At 59.4% G+C, this 19,792-nt stretch carries 18 protein-coding genes and 1 pseudogene; 3 read left to right on the top strand and 16 right to left on the bottom strand.

The window, feature by feature from the left end; genetic code table 11:
* Positions 1–110: 110 nt before the first annotated feature.
* Positions 111–1,850, bottom strand: coding sequence for a P-loop NTPase fold protein (locus ACO77H_RS05545; RefSeq protein ID WP_432755127.1), 1,740 nt, complete (start codon positions 1,848–1,850; stop codon positions 111–113).
* Between the two features lie 221 nt (positions 1,851–2,071).
* On the opposite strand from ACO77H_RS05545, the pseudogene ACO77H_RS05540 reads away from it, so the two are divergent.
* The 3 genes and pseudogenes from ACO77H_RS05540 to ACO77H_RS05530 all read left to right on the top strand — a co-directional run.
* A pseudogene (locus ACO77H_RS05540) lies at positions 2,072–2,170 on the top strand (pilin assembly protein); the annotation flags it as partial.
* Between the two features lie 293 nt (positions 2,171–2,463).
* Positions 2,464–2,889 carry a DUF4398 domain-containing protein gene (locus ACO77H_RS05535; protein WP_029300159.1) on the top strand — a complete coding sequence of 142 codons (426 nt, stop codon included), beginning with the start codon at positions 2,464–2,466 and terminating at the stop codon, positions 2,887–2,889.
* A 54-nt stretch (positions 2,890–2,943) separates the two neighbouring features.
* A complete protein-coding gene (locus tag ACO77H_RS05530; protein ID WP_169955707.1) occupies positions 2,944–3,726 on the top strand; it encodes an OmpA family protein in 783 nt (260 codons plus the stop codon).
* A gap of 86 nt (positions 3,727–3,812) precedes the next feature.
* On the opposite strand, the gene ACO77H_RS05525 is transcribed toward ACO77H_RS05530, so the two are convergent.
* From ACO77H_RS05525 to ACO77H_RS05455, 15 genes are all read right to left on the bottom strand, one after another.
* Positions 3,813–4,124: a hypothetical protein gene (locus ACO77H_RS05525; protein ID WP_169955706.1), complete on the bottom strand. Its 312-nt coding sequence runs from the start codon at positions 4,122–4,124 to the stop codon at positions 3,813–3,815.
* A gap of 99 nt (positions 4,125–4,223) precedes the next feature.
* Positions 4,224–4,550, bottom strand: coding sequence for a hypothetical protein (locus tag ACO77H_RS05520; RefSeq protein ID WP_032858203.1), 327 nt, complete (start codon positions 4,548–4,550; stop codon positions 4,224–4,226).
* Positions 4,547–5,461 carry an alpha/beta hydrolase gene (locus tag ACO77H_RS05515; RefSeq protein WP_170058318.1) on the bottom strand — a complete coding sequence of 305 codons (915 nt, stop codon included), beginning with the start codon at positions 5,459–5,461 and terminating at the stop codon, positions 4,547–4,549. Before ACO77H_RS05515 ends, ACO77H_RS05520 begins: the two co-directional genes overlap by 4 nt.
* A gap of 143 nt (positions 5,462–5,604) precedes the next feature.
* Positions 5,605–6,882: a flavohemoglobin expression-modulating QEGLA motif protein gene (locus ACO77H_RS05510; RefSeq protein ID WP_169955704.1), complete on the bottom strand. Its 1,278-nt coding sequence runs from the start codon at positions 6,880–6,882 to the stop codon at positions 5,605–5,607.
* A gap of 21 nt (positions 6,883–6,903) precedes the next feature.
* A complete protein-coding gene (locus tag ACO77H_RS05505) occupies positions 6,904–7,452 on the bottom strand; it encodes a hypothetical protein (protein ID WP_170042943.1) in 549 nt (182 codons plus the stop codon).
* 43 nt (positions 7,453–7,495) lie between these two features.
* Complete coding sequence (locus ACO77H_RS05500; RefSeq protein WP_029300174.1) at positions 7,496–8,212, bottom strand: TetR/AcrR family transcriptional regulator; 717 nt, start codon at positions 8,210–8,212, stop codon at positions 7,496–7,498.
* Between the two features lie 108 nt (positions 8,213–8,320).
* Positions 8,321–9,820: a lysine--tRNA ligase gene (lysS, locus tag ACO77H_RS05495; RefSeq protein ID WP_170042944.1), complete on the bottom strand. Its 1,500-nt coding sequence runs from the start codon at positions 9,818–9,820 to the stop codon at positions 8,321–8,323.
* 110 nt (positions 9,821–9,930) lie between these two features.
* A protein-coding gene (prfB, locus tag ACO77H_RS05490; protein ID WP_104911704.1) for a peptide chain release factor 2 occupies positions 9,931–11,026 on the bottom strand; the annotation gives its coding sequence in 2 pieces (ribosomal slippage) (positions 9,931–10,953 and positions 10,955–11,026; 1,095 coding nt in all).
* A gap of 235 nt (positions 11,027–11,261) precedes the next feature.
* Complete coding sequence (locus ACO77H_RS05485) at positions 11,262–12,263, bottom strand: diguanylate cyclase (protein ID WP_169865341.1); 1,002 nt, start codon at positions 12,261–12,263, stop codon at positions 11,262–11,264.
* 51 nt (positions 12,264–12,314) lie between these two features.
* Entirely contained in the window at positions 12,315–13,325 is a 1,011-nt protein-coding gene (locus ACO77H_RS05480; RefSeq protein ID WP_169955701.1) for a chemotaxis response regulator protein-glutamate methylesterase, read from the bottom strand.
* A complete protein-coding gene (locus ACO77H_RS05475; RefSeq protein WP_170042945.1) occupies positions 13,322–15,619 on the bottom strand; it encodes a hybrid sensor histidine kinase/response regulator in 2,298 nt (765 codons plus the stop codon). Before ACO77H_RS05475 ends, ACO77H_RS05480 begins: the two co-directional genes overlap by 4 nt.
* Positions 15,616–16,314, bottom strand: a complete 699-nt coding sequence (locus ACO77H_RS05470; RefSeq protein ID WP_170042946.1) for a chemotaxis protein CheW — start codon at positions 16,312–16,314, stop codon at positions 15,616–15,618. Before ACO77H_RS05470 ends, ACO77H_RS05475 begins: the two co-directional genes overlap by 4 nt.
* Positions 16,311–17,576 carry a CheR family methyltransferase gene (locus tag ACO77H_RS05465; RefSeq protein WP_432755126.1) on the bottom strand — a complete coding sequence of 422 codons (1,266 nt, stop codon included), beginning with the start codon at positions 17,574–17,576 and terminating at the stop codon, positions 16,311–16,313. Before ACO77H_RS05465 ends, ACO77H_RS05470 begins: the two co-directional genes overlap by 4 nt.
* On the bottom strand, positions 17,576–18,097 hold the full coding sequence (locus ACO77H_RS05460) for a chemotaxis protein CheW (RefSeq protein WP_169955697.1): 522 nt from the start codon (positions 18,095–18,097) through the stop codon (positions 17,576–17,578). Before ACO77H_RS05460 ends, ACO77H_RS05465 begins: the two co-directional genes overlap by 1 nt.
* On the bottom strand, positions 18,097–19,719 hold the full coding sequence (locus ACO77H_RS05455) for a methyl-accepting chemotaxis protein (RefSeq protein ID WP_169955696.1): 1,623 nt from the start codon (positions 19,717–19,719) through the stop codon (positions 18,097–18,099). The genes ACO77H_RS05460 and ACO77H_RS05455 overlap by 1 nt, the downstream gene beginning before the upstream one ends.
* Positions 19,720–19,792 lie beyond the last annotated feature (73 nt).

Genomic DNA, 19,792 nt, shown 5'->3' with positions numbered 1-19,792 from the left:
CGTCTGACATCTTTAACCCGAGTGACAAAACACTCCATAAAACGATGAAAACAATTTCAACTAAACCTTTTGTGTGCTTCGGTGTTTATCCCCCCCACATCCTCACCACACTATTTAAACCCTTTATAAACATCATCGTAATTACGAAACTTACTCATACGAGTCTTATTCAACGGCGTGAGCTCTGAAAGCCTTAACAAAGCACCGTAAGTTTTCATAAAAATAGTCCTGAAATCATCCGTAATATCCTTTTCGGGCGAACGAACCTCACCACATTTTAATAAAGCCCTAGCATGCCGCGTAAAATTCTTACTATTTAAACTACTAAAATACTCATAAAATTCATCATCGTCTTTTTGGGCTATCCCTCTTCTTAAATCCCCATCTGGAAAGCCTGAACCTTGAACGACTGCGAGAACCAGATCAGCTAAACTTCCTTTCACCGCTAAGCTGTCAAAATACTGATCAAGTTTCATCGCCAAATAAGCATTGCTCGGCCAAGGATAAATTTCATCTTTTTCCCGGACACCCTTAGCAGGAAGGGCATTAGAACAGTAATCATCAATTACTGAGTTAATTAAGTCCTCTCGACCTAAATCACAATAAATAGATGCAACAGAATCCAAATCACTTACAGTAAAATATTGTAATGCTTTAGAAATAGCTTGCTCAAATGCATCAAGCACCTCCTCCTCATTATCCCCGAAAGACGAATGAAACAAATCCCAAGCCTGCCCAAGAAGAGCAATATCTGCATCATGCTTTATCTTTTTTTCTAAAGCTTCGACAAGGAGCCCTAAAGAACCTTCATCTGCGTAACCTTTCTTTATGAGATCAATTATTGCCACATCAAATTCATCACACTTCCCAAAGCCGTACTCATCAAGATAAACGCTTTTCTCCCTCTCAACCCGTTTACTTTCTGCCTCTTCCGCAGATGCATTAGGATTATCCGGCATATAAGAGAGCAGACTGCCCTGATAATTTAAAATAAAATCAATATCAACTTCACACCTGTCGCCACCATACACAGCATACACCGCAAGAGGCAAAGTGCTGTGAGCTTGCTGAAGCACTCTAGGATGAGCATCTTTTAACGCCCCATCAAGCACAGATGCAAAGAAACCAATCTTTTTCAGCAATCGTATGTTATTTATATTTAATTTTATCGCATTTTCAGACAACACATTACGAGCTTCTCCCACAGAATCAAAAACAAGCTTGACCGACTCCTGCACTGAAGGATTAAAAGTCACTTCATAATCAAAAACCTTCTCACTAAAACTAAAAAACTCATCATTCTTGCTTAGTGATCCGTCATTTAAAATTAAAATAACCGAGCAACTTTTTGACTCAACTAAATTAGATATCAACCCAAGGACATCACGAGATGATAGACCCGTCCCCCTTCGTTCAAAATCATCAATACAGATAATTGTATCCCTTATAAATGCGGACTGTATTGAATCGATAACTCCACCAAAGCTCCCAACAAAAGGAATTTTTATCTCCTTGCCGAAGTTAAATAATTTCCGCCCGCCGCTTGCGGCGTCACTCAAGTCAAGGTTTTTTAGGTTCGCAATAACTGACTCTTTACTAATAGCCTCTCCAGCGTTAGAGCACGCGACGGTATTTTCAAAAATAGAACGTTTAAGATCACCTAAAGAGCCCAGACCGAACAATGATACATAAGAGTATTTTTTTCGAGAAAAAGACGCCCAATTATCCTTAACAACTTTATTCCAAAAATATGTCTTCCCGGTACCCCACTCCCCCTTTAACACAATCGCCGAACCAGACTTACGGGACGCGAAACTACAAAGTGCTTTTTCCACTTGAACTATAGACATAGGCTCTCTCAATAACTCCATTTATAGTAGATGCAGACATCCTTCAAAAAAAATCACATTCAACTCTAGAAGATATGCCGAAAAATAGTAGCACTACGCCACGAAGCCCGCATAGAAACCGCCATATTCAATTATTCTGAATAAGCACAATACAGCACACCAACCAATAGTAAAAAACTATCAAAAAACCTCTTTTGATAATTCTCTATTTTGGTTTTCAACCAACATCTGAAGACGTCGGCCCCACACCGCGCTTCCTGTCGTTGTCACGGCGCTACCTGCACGATATGTCAGCCACGCCTGACGATCAGAAACACTGATAAACATCCGCTGAAAAAAACCATTCCCCAGCGTACCGGGCCTTTCATAGGCCCGGCATACCGCTATGGATGGCAAAAGTTCCGATTTTTAAACACTGACCACTCAGTCAGATTTGTTCAGATGTTTTTTCGGGCAAATCGCCATCTTTGGCTGAACTATTCAAAAAAGCCTCGGGTCACAGCCAGTAAGCCATCACTTGGAACAGGCGTTTGAAAAGGCACACTGAGCTTCACCGCCAAAACGCAGACGCTGAACACCGTAGATGGATTTGATGTTTTTCTGGAGTTATCCAATGGAGTTGAAGACGATGAAGACCAGCACTGCCAAATCCTCGTTTAACCACCTGCGCGGGCTCAAATTGGCCGCGTTGGCAATCGGCACCAGCTTCGTCCTCGCGGGCTGCGCCGGCAACCCGCCGACCGAGCAGTACGCGGTGACCCAATCGGCCGTGAACAGCGCTGTAAGCGCTGGCGGTACCGAATACGCTGCCGTGGAAATGAAAGCTGCCCAGGACAAGCTCAAGCAAGCCGAGCTGGCCATGCACGACAAGAAGTACGACGAAGCCCGTCGTCTGGCCGAACAGGCTGAGTGGGACGCTCGCGTTGCAGAGCGCAAGGCCCAGGCTGCCAAGGCCGACCTGGCGCTGAAGGACTCCCAGAAGGCTGTTCAGGAGCTGCGTAACGAAGGCATGCGTCCTGCTGTGATCCAGCAGAAGTAAGCAGCGCCCTTGTTTGCATCGCACCCGAAATCGAATTGAAAGGACGACACCACTATGCGTAAACAATTGATGATCCCTGCCCTGCTGGCGATGAGCGTTGCATTGGCGGCTTGCTCCACCCCGCCTAACGCGAACCTGGAAAACGCACGGACCAACTTCTCGGCCCTGCAAGCCAACCCACAAGCGACCAAAATCGCCGCCCTGGAAACCAAGGACGCCAGCGAATGGCTGGACAAGGCCGACAAGGCGTACCGCGACAAGGAAGACGAGAAGAAGGTCGACCAACTGGCCTACCTGACCAACCAGCGCGTTGAAGTGGCCAAGGACACCATCGCCCTGCGCGAGTCCGAAGCCAAGCTGAAAAACGCCGGCGACGAACGTGCCCGCGCCCTGCTCGAAGCCCGCGACGCGCAGATCAAGCAGCTGCAAAACAGCTTGAACGCCAAGCAGACTGAACGCGGGACCCTGGTGACCTTTGGTGATGTGCTGTTCGCCACCAACAAGGCCGACCTGAAATCCAGCGGCCTGGTGAACATCAACAAACTGGCGCAATTCCTCCAGGAAAACCCAGATCGTAAAGTCATTATCGAAGGCTACACCGACAGCACCGGCAGCGATGCCTACAACCAGACCTTGTCCGAGCGCCGTGCTACTTCGGTGCAGGTTGCACTGATCAAGATGGGCGTTAACCCAAGCCGCATCGTGACTGCTGGCTACGGCAAGGCATACCCGGTTGCCGATAACGCCAGCGTTTCGGGCCGCGCCATGAACCGTCGCGTTGAAGTGACCATCTCCAACGACAACCAGCCGGTCAAGCCACGTTCTTCGGTTCAGTAACCGACTGACGTACACCGCTAAAAAAGCCCTGCCTGGATTCCAGGCAGGGCTTTTTTTGTAGAAGAACTGCGGCAGATGGCTTTGGATCAGCCGAAGTTGACTGAGTTGGTGTTCTCTTGGGGCATCTGCATGCCTTGCTGGCCGTCGCGATCCATCTGCTTGCGCAGAGGATCTTGCTCATCCTCGCCACCACCATTTGCGCCACTGCCCTGGGAGCCGCCTGCACCGCCCGCGCCGCCCAACAGTTGCGCCAGGAGTTTCTTCAGCGCTTCCGGGTCTGCACCACCCTGCTGCTGGCCCCCTTCGACGCCCTTGCCGACCATATTGCCGGAATCGCCCATGCCGGCGCCGCCGAAGTTACCGAACCCGCTACCACCACCTACTCCACCAATACTCATAGCGATACTCCACATAATTAAGGGGGTTGCTCGTCAGCGCTGCTGACAACCCAATCAGTGGCTTCACACAAAATATGGTTCCAAAAACTACCAGCGTGCTTACTCCTGCAATTGCGGGGTTTCCTGGCCCATGCAACGCACCGCCTGCTTCTTGTTATTCACCAGTACACCGGTCAACCCTTTCTGCTCGGTATCAAACAGCACCAGCACACCGTCGACGCACTGCGCCACCTGGGGAGCCGGGGTCAGGGAGACTTTATAGTCCTCCCCGGGCACCGTCTTGAGCATGGTGAAATCACTGAGCAGCAACGCGTCCTCGGGCTTGGCGAAGTGCAGGTAGCCGTAGTACCACAGGCAGCCAACGGTGCCGATGATGGTGCCGATACCGGTGAGGATCAGGGGGATCATGTTGCGTTCTTCGCTCATTGCGGGCTCTCTGATGATTCAACTTTAGGAGTGGCGGCCGCCGGGTAATTGGGGATTTCCCCCAGGCGGCGCAGGCCATTGAAATGCTGCGGGTCGTCAAGATAACGCAGCATCACGGTTTGCCAGGTCTTGTCGGCAAAAGTCTGCACATGCCCACCGCGGGTCAATTGCAGCACCCTTGGCGGCGGCGCAGCTTGATACAGACGGATGCCGTTGGAAAGCGGCACGATCGGATCATCCAGACTGTGGAACAGCAGTTTCGGCACGCCGGTCAGCTGCGGCATGCCGTGGATCGCGCTGTCGGCGTCCGGCACCAGCCACGACAACGGCACCTGAAACGGCCATGTTAGCCAGGAAGTGCTCAGGGCGAATTGCCCTACATCACGATAACTGGCGGGCACGCCATCCAACACCAGCGCCTTGAGCCGGGGCTGGCGCTCGGGATGTGCCGCCAGGTAATGCACCGCCAATGCCCCGCCCAGGCTCTGGCCGAGCACCACCAACGGCTGGCCCTGGGTCTCGGGGGCCTGGTCAAGCCACTGGAAAGCCGCATCCAGGTCCTGGTAGATGGCCGGCAGCGAAGGTTTGCCTTCGGACACGCCATAGCCGCGATAGTCCAGCATCAGCACTTGATAACCCTGGGCCGGCAGCCACCAACTGCCCCCCAGGTGCCCGGACAGGTTGCCCCCGTTGCCGTGCAAATGCAGCACCGTGCCCTTGAGCGGCACACCGGCCTTGGCCGGCAGCCACCAGGCGCGCAGCTTGAGGCCATCGGCGGTGGTCAGGGTGACGTCACGGTATTCCAGGCGCGCCTGTTGCGGGGTAAATGGCAGGCCGGGCTCGGGGTAGAACAGCAGCGAGCTGCAGCCGTTGAGGGTCAGGAGCAGGCATAGAATGCCGAGCAGTCTCATCCGTTGAAACCTCGTAAATGGGTGGGGACACAACCCTGATAATCAATGAAGACAAACTGTGGGAGCTGGCTGTCAGTTACTCCACCGGTGGCTGACAGACCGAGATCGCAGGCAAGCCAGCTCCTACAGTTGATGGGATTTGGTCAGAGGATATTGGAGTAGTCCGCCTCGATCCGGTCCAGGCTCAGGTGATTGAGGAAGTTGGAGAAGCACATCCACGCCGACAACGCGTTCATATCGCGAAACTGCTCCGGCAAGTACTTGGGCGGCACCACCAGGCCTTCGTCCACCAGTTGGCGCAAGGTGCGCATGTCTTCCAGGGTGGTCTTGCCGCAGAACAACAGCGGCACCTGCTCCAGCTTGCCCTTGCGCACGGCCAGCTGGATGTAGTTGTAGACCATGATAAAGCCCTTGAGGTAGGACAGATCCTTGGTAAACGGCAGGCCCGTCGGCGTCGAGCCGCGAAACACCCGGCTGGCGTTGCCGTAGCTCTCGGCCATTTCAAAGCCCTGCTCGCGGAAGAACTCGAACACCTGCAGGAAATCGGCGCCCTCTTCCACCATATGGATCGCGCGGGTGCGGTTGGTCAGTTTGCGCAGGCGGCTGGGGTAGGAGGCGAAGGTGATGATCTCCATCAGGATCGCCAGGCCCTCCTGGGTCACGGTCGACGACGGTGGGCCCTTGGACAGGAAGGTGCAGATCGGCTGGTTCTGGCCGTTGAGGGTGGTGCCCACATGGACCAGCCCTTCGTGGACTTCCAGGGCCCGCACATCGCGCTCGTTGAACATCGCATCGGTGCGGATCTTGATGTAGTCGGCACCCGCCGCCGCGTCGGCGACGATGCCATCGGACTCAAATACGCGGATGGTTTCCTCGGCCTCGCCAAACACCTTGTTCAGGCGGCTTTGCAGCAGGCTGACGGCGTCCTTGGCAGTCAGGGTCTTGGCTTCGTCCTTGAGATCGCCACGGCCGTCGATATTGTTCAGGTAATCGGAGAGCATCAGGCCCAGGTCGGCCAGGGTCGGGTCGCCGGCATGGAATGCATCGGAGGCCGCGCCGTAGAGTTCCTGGGAAATCAGGCCGAAATCCTCGGTGCCACGGGCTTCGAGCATGCGCACCACCATGCGGTATTCCTTGCACATACGCCGCATGATCTGCCCGACCGGGTTGAACTGGCCCAATTGGCGAGTGATATCACGCTCAATGTTCTGGAACTCCAGCTTCACCTTGCTGGAGTCGAACGACAATGGCCGGTTCAGGTAATAGTCGCGGTCCACGGCCGGCATGTGCTTGCCCTTGCCCTGGAGGAAGCCCTTGCGAATGTTGTCGTCCCACTTCACGGCGTCGAGGACGCGAATCGGTGTTTGCGCCAGCACAATGCGATCGGACAAGGTGCGTATCGTCTGCTGGTAATCGTCCACCCGGTGCTTCCTCTTTAAACGTTATTTGCCCACATGTTTATAGCGTACGGCTTCGACAAACACATCGGCGTTGGCCGGATCATCCAGGTAAGCCAAGACCTGGCTCATGGGGCTGTCGATCAATGTCCCGTCCCCTTCGACGGTCTCGACACTGCTGCCACTCAGGGTTTTGTGCGTGATGGCCTGGTTGATCGCCTCGGGATCGAGGTTGTAGACCACCAGTTCGCGGGCCTCATTCAATTCAAACCCGGCGAGGATAAAGTGCCCGCCCAGCTTGTTTGGCAGCGGCGCCGACAGGTACCAGCGGTTGCCGTGGCGGGACACACTGAACAAATACTCGTCGCGCTTGATCGGCTGGGTCTGCGAGGTGCTCACTGCCTTGTAGCGATGCTGGCCCACCCGGCTGATCTGCAGGTCGAGCGGCTCGCCCCAGGCGTTCCTGCTGGCCCACTTGCCCAGCAGCGCGTCAGGTGCGGCCTCGCTGGCCGGCAGGGGCTCCTTGAAGGTCACCAGGCAGCCGCTCAGGAGCAGCGACACCATCGCGGTCACTAACACACGCCAGGTTTTCATCCATCACTCCACAGCTGTTTTGGGCAGCCTGGCCCCCACATGACTAGACCGAGGCCAGTACCAGGTGCATGTAACGCTTGAGAATCTCGAGCATTTCTTCGCCAGTCAGGGCCTCGGGCTCGAACAGCAGGCCCTGATATTCCATCCGACTGATAATCGCCGTCAACACTTTGGCATCCTGTTGCGGCTCGCGGGAGCCCAGCACCTGGAAAAACTGGCAAGTGCCCTGCAACAAAATCTGCTGGTGAGAACGTACCAGTTCGCCCAGGCGCGGGTTCAACAAGGCTTCCTGGCGAAAGGCCTGTTCGGCCATCAGGTACTCACGCCGGTTGAGCAGTTGGCGCAGGACGTAATCGGCAGTCAGCCGCGCAATATCATCGGCCAGTTGCGAGCGCGACTCGGCACTGCCATCACCGTAGGCCACCATCTCGCGCAGTAAACCTTCGTTGCGCACCCACAACTTGCCCATGAACGCCGCACTGCGCTCCACATACTGGGCAAAGGTGTCGGTGAGCAGGTCGTCGATATCCTTGAAATAGTAGGTGGTGGCCGACAGCGGCACACCGGCCTCCGCCGCCACCGCCCGATGGCGCACCGCCCGCACGCCATCGCGCACGACAATGCGCATGGCCGCGTCGAGAATATCCTGGCGACGCTGTTCGCTGCCCTGGCGACTGGCCTTGCGGCCCTGGTACTGAACACTTTCAGCCACGGCGGCAGCGATGCCAGCGGCGCCTTCTTGAGCCATTACGCGCTTCACGAAAGATCGTCCTCTCACTCAACAAAAGTCTGGCGCCGTACGCTTGACGTTAGTACAGGCCACACAAAAAAGCCGCCTTATAAAAGGCGGCTTCGGGATTCGCTAAGGTTACGCTTGCGGCCGCATGTGCGGGAACAAGATGACATCGCGGATCGACGGTGAGTTGGTCAACAACATCACCAGGCGGTCGATACCGATACCTTCACCGGCCGTTGGCGGCATGCCGTACTCCAGCGCCCGCACAAAGTCGGCGTCGTAGTGCATGGCTTCATCGTCACCGGCGTCCTTGTCGGCCACCTGGGCCATGAAACGCTCGGCCTGGTCTTCCGCGTCGTTAAGCTCGGAGTAGGCGTTGGCGATTTCGCGACCACCGATAAACAGCTCGAAACGGTCGGTGACGTTCGGGTTGTCGTCGTTGCGACGGGCCAGCGGCGACACTTCGAACGGGTACTGGGTAATGAAGTGCGGCTGTTCCAGCTTGTGCTCCACCAGTTCTTCGAAAATCATCACCTGCAGCTTGCCCAGGCCTTCGAAGCCCAGGACCTTGGCCCCGGCTTTCTTGGCAATGGCGCGAGCCTTGTCGATGTCGTTCAGGTCGTCAGCGGTCAGCTCGGGGTTGTACTTGAGGATCGAATCGAACACCGACAGGCGCACGAACGGCTCGCCGAAGTGGAACACCTTGTCGCCGTACGGCACGTCGGTAGTCCCGAGAACCAGTTGCGCCAGCTCGCGGAACAGTTCTTCGGTCAGGTCCATGTTGTCTTCGTAGTCGGCGTAGGCCTGGTAGAACTCCAACATGGTGAATTCTGGGTTGTGACGGGTCGAGACACCTTCGTTACGGAAGTTGCGGTTGATCTCGAACACCTTTTCAAAACCACCGACCACCAGGCGCTTGAGGTACAGCTCTGGCGCGATACGCAGGAACATTTCCATGTCCAGGGCATTGTGGTGGGTTTCGAACGGCTTGGCTGCCGCGCCGCCCGGAATGGTCTGCAGCATCGGCGTCTCGACTTCGAGGAAGTCACGGGCCATCAGGAAGCTGCGGATGTGCGCGATCACTTGCGAGCGCACGCGGAACGTCTGGCGCACTTCTTCGTTGACGATCAGGTCGACGTAGCGCTGGCGATAGCGCTGCTCGGTGTCGGTCAGGCCGTGGTGCTTGTCTGGCAGCGGGCGCAGCGACTTGGTCAGCAGGCGCACGTTGGTCATTTCGACGTACAGGTCGCCTTTGCCGGAACGGGCCAGGGTGCCTTCGGCGGCAATGATGTCGCCCATGTCCCAGGTTTTCACCGAGGCCAGGGTTTCTTCCGAGAGGGTCTTGCGGTTGACGTAGACCTGGATGCGCCCGGTCATGTCCTGGATCACCATGAACGAGCCACGGTTGAGCATGATGCGACCTGCCACCTTGACCGGGATCGCAGCTTCTGCCAGCTCTTCCTTGGTCTTGTCCGCGTATTGCTTCTGCAAGGCATCGCAGTAGTTTTCGCGGCGGAAGTCGTTGGGGAAGGCGTTACCCTTGGCACGCTCGGCAGCAAGCTTTTCCTTGCGCAGGGCGATCAAGGAGTTTTCTTCCTGTTGCAGGGCCTGATCGAGTTGTTGGTCGCTCATGTCTTTAAATATTCCATCTGGTTCGTTGTCCCCAGCCTGCGGCTGGGGATCGCGGGCAAGCCCGCTCCCACAGGGATCGAGGAGTGTCAGCCAATCCCGCGTTGCATGTATTACAGGCCTGATTTCAGGCTGGCTTCCAGGTATTCGTCGATATCGCCGTCGAGTACCTTGTCGCAGTCGCTGCGTTCGATGTTAGTGCGCAGATCCTTGATCCGCGACGCATCAAGCACATACGAACGGATCTGGTGGCCCCAGCCGATATCCGACTTGGTGTCTTCCAGTGCCTGGGAAGCGGCGTTGCGCTTCTGCATTTCCTGCTCGTACAACTTGGCCCGCAGCATTTTCATGGCGGTGTCCTTGTTCGCGTGCTGGGAACGTTCGTTCTGGCAACTGACCACGGTGTTGGTCGGTACGTGGGTGATACGTACGGCCGAGTCGGTGGTGTTTACGTGCTGGCCACCGGCACCGGAGGAGCGGTAGGTGTCGATGCGCAGGTCGGCCGGGTTGATCTCGATTTCCACCTTGTCGTCGATCTCGGGGGAGACGAAAACCGCAGAGAACGAAGTGTGGCGACGGTTGCCGGAGTCGAACGGGCTCTTGCGCACCAGGCGGTGTACGCCGATCTCGGTACGCAACCAGCCAAAGGCGTATTCACCCTTGATATGCACGGTCGCGCCCTTGATACCGGCAACTTCACCGGCGGACAGTTCCATGATGGTTGCTTCGAAACCGCGTTTGTCAGCCCAGCGCAGGTACATGCGCAGCAGGATGTTGGCCCAGTCCTGGGCTTCGGTGCCGCCGGAACCGGCCTGGATATCCAGGTAGGCGTTGTTCGGGTCCATTTCGTGGCTGAACATGCGGCGGAATTCGAGTTTGGCGAGGTTGTCCTCGAGACGGGCCAGCTCGGCGACGACATCGCCCACTGCGCCTTCGTCGTTTTCTTCGACGGCCATGTCCAGCAGGTCGCGGCAGTCGCCCAGACCGGTGTTCAATTCGTCGAGGGTGTCGACGATCTGCGCCAGCGCAGCGCGCTCGCGGCCCAGTTCCTGGGCGTATTCAGGTTTGTTCCAGACAGCCGGATCTTCAAGCTCGCGATTGACTTCGGTCAGACGCTCATGCTTTTGATCGTAGTCAAAGATACCCCCGAATAGTTTCGGAGCGCTCGGACAGGTCCTTGATGGTGTTCAGGATCGGGTTGATTTCCATGGCGGGCAGCACTCGTTGGCGAACTTTTGAAAGCCGGCGAGTATAACGGCAAAAGGCTGGAAACGGCAGTCCGCTTGGCCGAAAAGGCTGGGTTTGTGTGATATCTACAGCCCGATAAAGATCAAATGTGGGAGCTGGCTTGCCTGCGATACAGACGACTAGGTGTATCAAGTAGACCGAGGAGACGCCATCGCAGGCAAGCCAGCTCCTACATTGGGTTGGCGGTGTTCGCAGGCTACTCGATCCCCACCTGGTTGCGCCCATTGTGCTTGGCCAGGTACAACCCCTTGTCCGCTGCCGAGATCAATTGCCGGCAATCGGTCCCCAGCAGTGGCGTCATGGTCGCAAGACCAATGCTGATGGTCAGGCTCGCCCCTTCAGAGGGTGCGATGTGCGGGATTTTCAGCGCGGCAACGGCCTGGCGCAGTTTCTCCGCCACCAGCCGCGCACCACCCGGCGAGGTGTTGGGCAGCACCAGGGCAAACTCTTCGCCCCCGTAGCGCGCCGGCAGGTCCGAAGGACGGCTGCTGGCGTCGCGAATGCTCGCCGCCACCTTGCGCAATGCTTCGTCCCCTTCCAGGTGGCCAAAGCTGTCGTTGTAGGTCTTGAAGAAGTCCACGTCGATCATCAGCAACGACAACTGGGTCTGGTCACGCATGGCGCGTCGCCATTCCAGCTCCAGGTATTCGTCGAAGTGCCGGCGGTTGGACAACCCGGTCAAGCCGTCGGAATTCATCAGGCGTTGCAGCACCAGGTTGGTGTCCAGCAGTTGTTGCTGGCTGACCCGCAGCGCACGGTAGGCCGCGTCCCGCTGCAGCAGGGTCATATAGGAGCGCGAGTGGTAGCGGATCCGCGCCACCAGCTCGATGTTGTCCGGCAGTTTCACCAGGTAGTCATTGGCCCCGGCGGCAAACGCGGCGCTCTTGATCAGCGGGTCTTCCTTGGTCGAAAGCACAATGATCGGGATGTTCTGGGTCGCCGGATGGTTACGGTATTCACGCACCAGGGTCAGGCCGTCCAGCCCGGGCATGACCAGGTCCTGGAGAATCACCGTCGGCTTGATGCGGATCGCCTGGGAGATGGCCTGGTGGGGGTCGGCACAGAAGTGGAAGTCGATATTGTCCTCATGGGCCAGACCGCGCCGCACGGCTTCGCCGATCATCGCCTGGTCGTCCACCAGCAACACCATGGCGGCGTTTTCGTCGGTCTTGAAGTCGTCGAGCTGTAAATCATTCATTTGCGGTCACCTGAATTACTACGTGCAGGCCAGGACAGCGAGTTATATCGGTCATTTTGCGAATACCTCCAGCAATCGTGGCGCAATTCTGTCCAATGGGCGAATCTCAACAGCGGCATCAATCGCCGCTGCCGCTTTGGGCATGCCGTAAACCGCACAGCTCTGCTGATCCTGAGCGATGGTCAGATAGCCCTGCTGACGCATCAATTTGAGTCCCTGGGCTCCGTCGCGTCCCATGCCGGTCAGCAAGACGCCGACGGCATCGCCGTTCCAATGGCTGGCGACGCTCTCGAAAAACACGTCGATGGACGGCCGATAAATCTCGTTCACGGGCTCCGCCGTGTAGGCCAGCGTGCCGTTTTTCAGCAGCCGGATATGATGATTGGTGCCGGCCAGCAACACCACGCCGCTTTGCGGCGGCTCCCCTTCACGCGCCAGGCGCACCGGCAGGCCCGAGGCGCTGCTCAGCCACTCGGCCATGCCGGCGGCGAACACCTGGTCCACATGCTGCACCAGCACAATGGCTGCGGCAAAGTCCCGAGGCAAGCCCTTGAGCAGGGTTTCCAGCGCCGCCGGGCCACCGGCCGAAGAGCCGATCGCCACCAAGCTCTGGCGCTTGCCCGTCCCTCGCGGATGCACAGGTTCGGCGCGCACCCGGCTGCCGCGCTGGCCGATCAGCCAGCCGATATTGAGGATCTTGCGCAACAGGGGCGCGGCCGCCTCCTTGGCATCGCCAACCCCCAGGGCCGGGGTGTCCACCACGTCCAGGGCGCCATGGCCCATGGCTTCGAACACGCGGCTGACATTCTGCTGGCGATCCACGGTGACGATAACGATAGCGCATGGCGTCTCGGCCATGATCTGCCGGGTCGCCTCGACGCCATCCATCACCGGCATGATCAAGTCCATCAGGATCAGGTCCGGCGTCAGCTCGGCGCAGCGCTGCACCGCTTCCAGGCCATTGGTGGCCACCCACACCACTTCGTGGGCCGGCTCGAAGCTCAAGGCCCGGCGCAAGGCCTCGACCGCCAGGGGCATGTCATTGACGATGGCGATCTTCATGCCCGGGCGCCTCCAATCAGTTCTACCACTGCATCGAGCAGGGCATCGTCATGGAAACTGGCCTTGGCCAGGTAATAGTCGGCGCCGGCATCCAGGCCGCGACGCCGGTCTTCTTCGCGATCCTTGTAGGACACCACCATCACCGGCAGCGACTGCAGGCGAGTGTCTCGGCGCAAAAGTGTGACCAATTCAATACCGTCCATGCGAGGCATATCAATGTCAGTGATCAGCAGGTCGAAGTCTTCGGAACGCAGAGCATTCCAGCCATCCATGCCATCGACGGCGACCGCCACGTCATATCCACGATTAAGTAATAGCTTGCGCTGCAGTTCGCGCACGGTCAGTGAGTCGTCCACCACCAGAATGCGCTTGCGTGCAGCCTCCACGGTTTGCTGCGCGCGGCGGGCAATGCGCTCCAGGCGACCGGTATTGAGCAGCTTGTCCACCGAACGCAGCATGTCCTCGACATCGACGATCAGCACCACCGAGCCGTCGTCCAGCAGCGCGCCGGCAGAAATATCCTGCACCTTGCCCAGGCGATCATCCAGCGGCAACACCACCAGGGTGCGTTCGCCGATAAAGCGCTCCACGGCAATCCCGTACACCGCATCGCGCTCGCGGATCACCACGACCTTGAGGGTGTCCTGGTTGGCCTGCCCGGGCGGGCGCTGTAATAGCTGGCTGGCCGCGACCAGGCCGACATGCCGGCCTTCGTGCCAGAAATGCTGGCGGCCTTCCAACTGTACGATTTCGTCAGGTTCCAGGTCGCACATGCGTTCGATGTGGGCCAGGGGAAAGGCGTAGGCTTCTTCGCCAACTTCCACCACCAGGCTGCGCACCACCGACAAGGTCAGCGGCACTTCCAGATGGAAGCGGCTGCCCTGCCCCGCCGTCTGTTCCAGCACCACCGCACCACGCAGTTGGCGGACCATGTGCTGCACCGCATCCAGGCCGACGCCGCGCCCGGAGACTTCGGTCACCTTGTCGCGCAGGCTGAAGCCCGGCAGGAACAGGAAGGTCAGCAATTCCTCTTCGCTCAGGCGCAAGGCGGTTTCCAGCGGCGACAGATTGCGCTCGACAATACTGCCGCGCAGGCGCTCCAGATCGACGCCATTGCCGTCATCGCTCAACTCCAGCACCAGCAGGCCAGCCTGGTGCGAAGCGCGCAGGCGGATCAGGCCCTCGGCCGGCTTGCCCGCCAGCAGGCGCTGCTCGGGCATTTCGATGCCGTGATCGACGGCATTGCGCAACAAATGGGTCAGCGGCGCCTCGAGTTTTTCCAGCACATCGCGGTCGACCTGGGTCTTCTCGCCTTCGATTTCCAGGCGTACCTGCTTGCCCAGGCTGCGGCCCAGGTCACGCACCATGCGCGCCTGCCCCGCCAGCACATCGGCAAACGGGCGCATGCGGCACGCCAGCGCCGTGTCATATAGCACCTGGGCACGTTGCCCGGCCTGCCAGCCGAACTCATCGAGCTCGGCGGTCTTTTCCGCCAGCAGCAACTGCGCTTCGCTCAACAGGCGGCGGGCATCGGCCAGGGCTTCCTGGGCTTCGAGGTTCAGGTCGACCGTCTTGAGCTGGCCGTCGAGGTTGTCCAGGGCCCGGGCGCCGTTGCTCTGGATGCGCTTGAGGCGTTGCAGGCTGGACAGGTACGGCTTGAGCCGCTGGGTTTCCACCAGGGATTTGCTGGACAGGTCCAACAGGCTGTTCAAGCGCTCGGCCGTGACCCGCAACACGCGCTCGCCGCCTTCGGTCATGCGTTTGTTCTGGCGCGGCGTATCACTGCTGACGGGCGGCGCGGCCTCCGGTTCCGGGGGCAATAGCAGTGACTCTTCAAGGGGCGGCAACGGCTGTGCAGGCGGCGCAGTCACAGGCGGCGGTGCAACCACTTTGGCCGTGGGTTGCGACGGATCCAGCAAGCGCTCCATCAGCGCCACATACGCCTGGATATCGGCCGGGCCCACGCTGTTGCCCGGTGTGGCGATGCGCATCAGCAGGTCGGTGCCCTGCAACAACGCGTCGATATGTTCGGGTTGCAGGTACAACCGGCTTTCCTGGGCGCTGACCAGGCAGTCTTCCATCACGTGGGCCACGCTGACACCGGCGTCGACCCCGACAATCCGCGCCGCGCCCTTGAGCGAATGCGCCGCGCGCATGCAGGCTTCGAGCTGGTCGGCCTGGGTCGGGTTGCGCTCCAGGGCCAGCAAGCCGGCACTCAGGACCTGGGTCTGGGCATCGGCTTCCAGGCTGAACAGTTCCAGCAGCGAGGCGTCGCGCATCTGGTCGGGGGTCATGACAGGCTCCGGGTCACGGCAGACAGCAATTGCGCCTCGTCCAGCCAGCGCAGGCTGCGGCCCTTGAACTGCAACACACCCTGGGTGTAGCGCGCACTGGCCTGGGTGCCGGACGCAGACGCCGCTTTGAGGGTGCGCTCATCGATGGCATGAATGCCATCCACTTCATCCACCGGCACCACCACCGGGCCGTCCTGCGCGGCGATGATCAACATGCGCGGCATGATCCGCCCGCCGCTGGGGCCGCCGCCCGTGCTGTCGAGCCCGAGCAGTTCCACCAGGGACAGGCAGGCCACCAGCGCGCCGCGCACATTGGCGACCCCGAGCAGCGCCCGCGAGCGCTGGTGGGGCAAGGAATGGATCGGCTGCAGCGGCGCCACTTCCACCAGGCAACGGGTGGCGATGCCCAGCCACTCCTCGCCCAGGCGGAACATCAGCAACGACCGGGTGGCCACCTCATCGTCCGCCTGCGCGGCGGCGGCATGCCGATGGTCTTCCTGCTGCAGGGCATAACGATCAAGCAGGCGGGTGGCGGCAGCGGAATACACTGCACAGTTGCGGCAGTGGATGTGCTCGGCCAGCAACGGGCAGGATTTATCGCCGTGGATCCCGATGCGGTTCCAGCAATCGTCGATGGCCTGGGTATCGGCCACCGTCAGGTCCAGGTCGGTGTCCGGGAGTGCGGAGCTACTCATCGTTTAGGCTCACTGTCGGCGGCTCGCTCGCTACGGGCAGCACGGGCTTGCAAGCGCCGCGCCCCCGCCGTATCGCCCTGGGATTCCAGCAGCGCGGCCAGGTGCATCAAGGCCTGCGGATGCTGGGGCTCCAGGTACAAGGCTTTTCGATAATACCCCTGGGCTTCCAGGGCGCTACCCGCTACATCGCTGAGCAGGCCCAGCCAATAGAACACCTGGGCCGCCGGTGGATGGTTTTGCAGGTAGCGCTCGCAGGCCGCACGGGCCTCAAGGCTTTTGCCTTCATTGGCCAAGGTTGCGATCTGCCCGAGCAGCTGCGCCGCATCCGAGTGCACGGGTGCCGGCTTGGTCGGCAGCACCGGCGTGGCGAATGCACTGAATGGCCGGGGTTTACGCGCAATCGGCGCGGCGCTGCGCTGGGGCACCGGAGGCGGTGTCGGGGTGAAGACCGGTTCGGGTGTGGTTTGGGCATGACGACTGAAGGCAAACGACTGCGGCACCCCAATCGAACGCATGCCCAGGCGCCCCAGCAGGCTGCCTTCGGCCGGGCCGATAAACAGCACACCGTCGATATGGGTCAGGCCCTTGAGCACTTCAAACACTTGCTTCTGGGTCGGCTGGTCGAAATAGATCAACAGGTTGCGGCAAAACACAAAGTCATAGGTCGGCTCGTTGGCCAGCAACTGCGGGTCCAGCAGGTTGCCCACTTGCAGGCGCACCTGTTCACGCACCCGATCAGCGACGCGGTAGCCGTCATCTTCGGCGCTGAAATGCCGCTCACGAAACTCGATGTCCTGGCCACGAAAGGAATTCTTGCCATACACCCCACGCCGCGCCCGTTCCACCGACAGCGGGCTGACGTCCATACCCTGCACCTTGAACTGGTGGGGCGAAAGGCCCGCATCGAGCAGGGCCATGGCGATGGAATAGGGCTCCTCGCCAGTGGAGCACGGCAGGCTGAGGATACGCAGGGCGCGCATGTGCTTGATCTCGCCCAGTCGCGTGACGGCCAGCCGTGCCAGGGTGGCGAAGGATTCGGGGTAACGGAAAAACCAGGTCTCGGGGACGATGACCGCTTCGATCAACGCCTGTTGTTCTTCGCTGCTGGTTTGCAGGCGCTGCCAGTATTGATCGGCGCTCAGCCCCTGCAATGCCTGGCTGCGCTGGCGCACGGCGCGCTCTATAATCGCTTCGCCCACCGAGGCGACATCCAGGCCGATACGCTCCTTGAGGAAGTCGAAAAAGCGTTGGTCACTGCTCATCACGCCTCCCCAACAGTCAGGTCGGGGGCAAACAGCAGGGCGCGGACCTCGGCGGTGAGCAGGTCGGCGACGCCAATCCACTGTGTCAGGCCCCGTTCGTCTTCGCGCACCGGGCCCAGGTACGGCGCCTGGCGATTGTCCAGGCCGTAGGGTTGGAAATCCGCCGGATCGCAGCGCAGGGTGTCAGTCGCCTGTTCGAGGATCAGCCCCAGCCAGCGCGGCTCCAGCCACGCCTCTGGACGATAGTTGACCAGTACCAGCCGCGTGCTGGTACGGGCTTGGGCCGGTGTACCAAAGGTCAGGGCACTGAGGTCGATCACCGGCACCATGTTGGCGCGATGGGCGAAAATCCCGGCGACCCACACCGGCGCATGGGCGATGGGCTTGAGCGGCAGGCGCGGCAACACCTCGGCCACTTCCGTGGCCTTGAGGGCGTAACGCTCGCTGCCGATATGAAATACCAGGAACAAGGCTTTTCTGGCTGCCGTTACCGCGCCGCGTTTAGCCGCTGGATCACTCATCAGACTTTAAAACGCGACACGCCGCTGCGCAGACCCACCGCAACCTGGCTCAATTCATCAATGGCAAAGCTGGCCTGGCGCAGGGACTCCACGGTCTGGCTGCTGGCATCGCCCAACTGCACCAAGGCATGGTTGATCTGCTCGGCACCGGTGGCCTGGGCCTGCATGCCCTCGTTGACCATCAGCACGCGCGGCGCCAGGGCCTGCACCTGATGGATGATCTGCGACAGTTGCTCGCCCACTTGCTGCACTTCGAACATGCCGCGCCGGACCTCTTCGGAGAACTTGTCCATGCCCATCACACCGGCCGATACCGCCGATTGGATCTCGCGCACCATCTGCTCGATATCGTAGGTGGCCACGGCAGTCTGGTCGGCCAGGCGCCGCACTTCAGTGGCGACCACGGCAAAGCCGCGCCCGTATTCACCGGCCTTCTCGGCCTCGATGGCGGCGTTGAGGGACAGCAGGTTGGTCTGGTCGGCCACCTTGACGATGGTCACCACCACTTGGTTGATGTTGCCGGCCTTCTCGTTGAGGATCGCCAGCTTGGCGTTGACCAGGTCCGCGGCGCCCATCACCGAGTGCATGGTTTCTTCCATGCGGGCCAGGCCCTGCTGGCCGGAACCGGCGGCCACCGAGGCCTGGTCGGCGGCGGTGGACACTTCGGTCATGGTGCGCACCAGGTCCTTGGACGTGGCGGCAATTTCCCGCGAGGTCGCACCGATTTCGGTGGTGGTGGCCGCCGTTTCGGTGGCAGTGGCCTGTTGCTGCTTGGAGGTGGCGGCAATCTCGGTCACCGAGGTGGTGACCTGCACCGACGAACGCTGGGCCTGGGAGACCAGGGCGGTCAGCTCGGTCATCATGTCGTTGAAGCCGGTCTCGACGGCGCCGAACTCGTCCTTGCGCTCCAGGTTCAGGCGCTTGCTCAAATCACCGGTGCGCATGGTTTCGAGGATGTCGACGATGCGTTTCATCGGCGCCATGATCGCGCGCATCAGCAGCAGCCCGCACAGGCCGGCGGCAAGGATCGCGAGGAGCAGCGACACGCCCATACTGATTTTCGCGGCAGCTACGGCGTCATCGATGGCCGCAGTGGCTTTATCGGCCACCTGCTTGTTCTCGTTGATGATGTCATTGAGCTTCATGCGCCCTGCGGTCCAGGCCGGGGTCAGTTGCTCGTCGAACATTTTGACCGCCTCGGCTTCCTTGTTGGCCTGGTGCAGTTCCAGGACCTGGGCCAGCACCTGGTTGTACTTCTGGTGCAGGGCTTCGAAGGTGTCGAACTCGGTACGATCCTGGTCGATATTGATCGTATTGGCGTAACTGGCCATATGCTGCTCGAGGCGTGCCTCGAACGACTTGTAATCCTGGCGATCAGCGTCGGAAATGCCCTGGTGCTCACGCAGCCCGATCAGTTCCTGGGTCTGCAGGTAGCTGTCGACCCAGGCGCTGCGGATCATCGAGCTGAAAAACACCCCCGGTACGGCGTCGTCGCGTACCGAGTTTTCGCTCGTTTCGATCTTCAGCAACCGTGAGTACGAGACCACAACCATCAGCAGCATGATGGCGATAATGACCGCAAAGCTCGCCAATATGCGTTGGCGCAAGGTCCAGTTCTTCACAGTATTTCCTCGAGGGCCGATCAAATGCCGGGGAGTATAGCTGAGGCCGTGCCATCATTTATCAATGGGTTGT

Source organism: Pseudomonas sp. WMBT8, from assembly GCF_050916005.1.
Taxonomy (GTDB): Bacteria; Pseudomonadota; Gammaproteobacteria; order Pseudomonadales; family Pseudomonadaceae; genus Aquipseudomonas.
Note: the sequence above shows the minus strand (reverse complement) of the source record. Positions and strands in the feature narration are given on the sequence as shown.